The sequence below is a fragment of the Aestuariivirga sp. genome (genome assembly GCF_044239095.1).
Classification (GTDB): domain Bacteria; phylum Pseudomonadota; class Alphaproteobacteria; order Rhizobiales; family Aestuariivirgaceae; genus Aestuariivirga.
On record NZ_JBIICB010000331.1, the window covers coordinates 1 to 4,298 of the forward strand.

General features: G+C 60.0%; 5 protein-coding genes. 3 read left to right on the forward strand and 2 right to left on the reverse strand.

Going from position 1 to position 4,298, the window contains the following annotated elements; all coding sequences use genetic code 11:
* Nucleotides 1-91: 91 nt before the first annotated feature.
* Entirely contained in the window at nucleotides 92-538 is a 447-nt protein-coding gene (locus ACILRA_RS20445; protein ID WP_395663900.1) for a PAN/Apple domain-containing protein, read from the reverse strand.
* A 295-nt stretch (nucleotides 539-833) separates the two neighbouring features.
* On the opposite strand from ACILRA_RS20445, the gene ACILRA_RS20450 reads away from it, so the two are divergent.
* From ACILRA_RS20450 to ACILRA_RS20460, 3 genes are all read left to right on the forward strand, one after another.
* Nucleotides 834-1,811 (forward strand): tripartite tricarboxylate transporter substrate-binding protein, encoded by a 978-nt coding sequence (locus ACILRA_RS20450; protein ID WP_395663896.1) that lies wholly within the window; start codon nucleotides 834-836, stop codon nucleotides 1,809-1,811.
* 93 nt (nucleotides 1,812-1,904) lie between these two features.
* Nucleotides 1,905-2,369 (forward strand): tripartite tricarboxylate transporter TctB family protein, encoded by a 465-nt coding sequence (locus ACILRA_RS20455; protein WP_395663897.1) that lies wholly within the window; start codon nucleotides 1,905-1,907, stop codon nucleotides 2,367-2,369.
* A 12-nt stretch (nucleotides 2,370-2,381) separates the two neighbouring features.
* Nucleotides 2,382-3,887: a tripartite tricarboxylate transporter permease gene (locus ACILRA_RS20460; protein ID WP_395663898.1), complete on the forward strand. Its 1,506-nt coding sequence runs from the start codon at nucleotides 2,382-2,384 to the stop codon at nucleotides 3,885-3,887.
* Nucleotides 3,888-3,896: 9 nt separating this feature from the next.
* Here the strand turns inward: ACILRA_RS20460 and ACILRA_RS20465 are convergent.
* Nucleotides 3,897-4,298 (reverse strand): transposase (locus tag ACILRA_RS20465; protein WP_395663899.1); only part of this gene is annotated, 402 nt, incomplete at its 5' end.

Consider the following 4,298-nt stretch of genomic DNA (forward strand, 5'->3'; position numbering starts at 1 on the left):
GATGCTTGAGTTATGTGGTTGCATGTGGGCTGTCCTGCATTCCGATACCGTCAGCCTCAACATCGCCTATCTGCCCCGCGCCCCTGACCACTCAGTCTTTGCGGCCAGAGATCGTGGTCTTCGTCTCGACTGCGCTAGAATTCGCGCTTTTCAGCCAGCAGCTCTTTCTTCTGGCCATGTATGTAAATGCGCGGCAGCTATCATCCCTCTCGCAATTGTCGGAGCACTCCCCGAATCCCACGTCCCGTATCTCCCGGTAGTCGTTCCCCGGATAGTCGGTTCTTTCCATGATCGTGATCGTCGATCTTCGCAGCCTGCTCTCAAGATAGATCCTGTAGCCAGCGAATGCGTTCAGGTTCCTGAATACGCGTACGCCATCAGACTTGAGAAAACACACAGCGTGTCTGGTGTTGAACGTGAATGCCTTGCAGCGCCTGTCAGACATGCACGCTTCCTCACACTGTGCTGCAGACACGTTCTTGAGCGGCATGCCGGGAAGGTCATGACCGAATATGTCAGCACCTTGAATGTGAGACATGGCAATCTGGCTGTTATCGACAGGAGGGGCGGTCACCACAGGAGGTGTGCCCTGCACTACCTGGCCGGATGGCGGCTCCAACGGTACCTCAATCGGAATGCGCCAATGGGCTCATGTCGGTTAGACCCAATGACCGTTGGTATTACAGCACTTTAAGGGCACAACTTGGTATCGGCGTCCCTCACATCTCTATTGCCAAAACAGGACACGGTGGCTTACCTGACCCTGACCGGAGCGCCCTTTCAAGAGCCTGCAATGCGGACAATGCCTCGCCATTCAACTCAGGGAGGAACAAATGGCAATTTATAAAACGATTTTCAGCCTCGCGGTCGGCACGGTTCTCGCGGTTTCGGGGGCCTTCGCCCAATCCTATCCCGAACGGCAGATCAACATGGTCGTGCCGTTCTCGGCGGGCGGGCCCACGGATACCGTCGCGCGCCTGATCGCCGAGAAAATGTCGGCCGACCTAGGCCAGCAGATCGTGGTCGAAAATGTCGGCGGCGCCGGCGGCACGCTGGGTACGGGCAAGGTGGCAACGGCGGAAGCCGATGGCTACACTGTGCTGCTGCATAACATCGGCATGGCAACCAGCGCCACGCTTTACCGCGAGCTCGCCTATGAACCTCTCAAAGCCTTCGAGTATGTGGGCCTCGTCACCGAGGTGCCAATGACCATCGTCGCCCGCAAGGACTTCGCGCCCGCTGATTTCAAGACCTTCGTCGACCACGTGAAAGCCAATGCCGCGACCATCACCATGGCCAATGCCGGAATCGGTGCGGCCTCGCATCTTTGCGGCATGATCCTCATGAGCGCCATCGAAGCGCCGCTGACGACCGTTCCCTACAAGGGCACCGGCCCGGCGATGACCGATCTGCTCGGCGGCCAGGTCGATATCATGTGCGACCAGACAACCAACACGAGGGAGCAGATCAAGGGCGGCACCATCAAGGCCTATGCCGTGACGACGCCCGACCGCCTCAAGATTCTCCCCGATCTTCCCACCGCAATGGAGAGCGGCCTCGCGGACTTCAATGTCTCGGTCTGGCATGGCATCTATACACCAAAGGGAACGCCCGCCGCCGTGAACGAGCGTCTTGCAGCCTCGCTGCAGAAGGCGCTGGCCGACCCAGATGTGGCCGCGCGCTTTGCCGAACTCGGCACCGCGCCCTCTTCTGCAGCGGATGCCACACCTGCGGCGTTGCAGGCCAAACTCGAGTCGGAGATTCCGCGCTGGAAGGCCGTGATCGATAAGGCCGGCGTCTACGCCGACTGAGTGACTGGTAACACGTCCCGGTACAAATGATGCACCGGGACGTCCAGCACGGGCCTTGCATTCCTCTGACGGCACGGCGGAGTTTTACACGTCATGAGCACCAAGAGTTTCGACGCGATCGACGCCATCGCCGGCGTTCTCTTCATAGGCTTTGGACTGTTCTTCGGAATACAGTCCTTCAATCTCGACATTGGTACCGCGTTCAAGATGGGGCCGGGCTACTTCCCGCTGGTGCTGTCAGCGATCCTTATTTGTCTCGGGGCTGCCATCGGCGTCTCTGCCATCAACAAGGCCGGCGACGATGTCGGGACCTATGCCTGGCGCGGCATGATGTTCATTCTCCCCGCACCCGTCTTTTTTGGCCTCACGGTGCGGGGTCTGGGCTTCGTGCCTGCGATTTTTTTCACCACGATCATCGCGGCCATGGCTTCGCTCAAGATGAAGCTGCCGGCAGCACTGTGGCTAGCCGTAGCGGTCACGGTCTTCTCGACACTGGTCTTCAGCTATGGGCTTGGGCTTCCCTTCCGCCGCTTCGGACCCTGGCTTCCCTTCATCTGAGGACCGCCCGACATGGAACTCCTCGCGAATCTCGCCCTTGGCTTTGCCACCGCCGCATCGCCCGAAAACCTGCTCTTCTGCCTGATCGGGGTGATCCTCGGAACGCTGATCGGCGTGCTGCCGGGGATCGGCGCCACGGCGACGATCGCCATGCTGTTGCCGATCACTTTCCAGCTTGAGCCCGTATCCTCGCTCATCATGCTGTCGGGCATTTATTACGGTGCGCAGTACGGCGGCTCGACGACTGCCATCCTGATCAACATGCCGGGTGAATCATCTTCCGCCGTCACCGCCATCGACGGCTACCAGATGGCACGGAAGGGCAAGGCGGGAACAGCACTTGCAGTTGCGGCGCTGGGATCGTTCTTTGCCGGAACGGTGGCCACGCTGCTGGTGGCAATATTCGCGCCGCCGCTCACCATCATCGCACTGAAGTTCGGGGCTGCGGAGTATTTCTCGCTCATGCTGCTGGGCCTCATCTCGGCTATCGCGCTGGCCCATGGCTCGATCCTGAAAGCGCTGGCCATGGTGGTGCTGGGCCTGCTGCTGGGCCTCGTCGGCACCGACATCTACAGCGGCACACCGCGCTTCAATCTGGGAATCACGGAGTATGCCGACGGGTTGAATTTCGTGGCGCTCGCGGTTGGCGTCTTCGGCATTGCGGAAATTCTCCGCAATCTGGAGGGCGACCAGGACCGCACGGTGCTGGGAACCAGGCTGAACAGCCTGTTCCCCTCGCGCGAGGATCTGAAGGCCATGGCGGCGCCCATGCTGCGCGGTACGGCTATCGGATCGGCCTTGGGCGTGTTGCCGGGCGGCGGGGCCATCCTCGCGGCCTTTGCGTCCTATACCGTCGAAAAGAGACTGTCGAAAACACCGGAAGAATTCGGGCGCGGTGCCATCGCCGGTGTGGCGGGGCCTGAGTCCACCAACAACGCCAGCGCGCAGACGTCCTTCATTCCACTCCTCACGCTCGGCATTCCGGCGAACCCCGTCATGGCGCTGATGGTGGGCGCCATGATCATCCAGGGGATCGTTCCGGGGCCGAATGTGGCTGCCGAACAACCCGCATTGTTCTGGGGCATCATTGCCTCGATGTGGATCAGCAACCTGATGCTGGTGGTCTTAAATCTGCCGATGATTGGGCTGTGGGTGAAGCTTCTGAAGGTGCCCTATCATGTGCTGTTCCCCATCATCATGGTGTTCTGCTCGATCGGCGTCTACAGCGTGAACTCCAATGTCTATGATCTCTACGCGGTCGCCTTCTTCGGCCTGCTGGGCTATGTGCTGCTTAAACTGAAATGCGAGCCCGCACCCTTGCTGCTGGGTTTCGTGCTGGGGCCGATGCTGGAAGAAAACCTCCGCCGCGCCATGATCCTCGGCCGGGGCGATCCGATGACCTTTCTCACGCGGCCCATCAGCCTCACCCTGCTGCTGGTGGCGGTTGCGGTGCTGGTCATCGTCTTCCTGCCGCAGGTGAGAAGCAAGCGCGCGGAAGTATTCGTGGAAGGCGACTGATACCAACGGTCATTGGGTCTGACCGACATGAGCCCATTGCCTCATTCCGATTGAGGTGATGGTCTCTGGTTTGGCAATGAGCTTCTGCCAGGCGTCGCATGCAGCCTCGATGATCTCGACGTAAGTTTCGAAGACGCGGTTGGAGAGCCAATTGGCACGAAGGTACTGCCAAATGTTTTCGACGGGGTTGAGTTCGGGCGCACGCGAGGGCAAAAAGATTGGCGTTATGTTGCCGGGTACGTCGAGTTTGCTCGTTGTGTGCCATCCGGCCCGGTCGAGAAGGAGTACGGCGTGGGCACCCTTTGCGACATGGCGGGAGATCTCATTGAGATGCATCTGCATGGCCTCAGTGTCGGCATATGGCACGGCAATCGCTGCGCCAGTTCCACGTGCCGGACATATGGCGCCAAA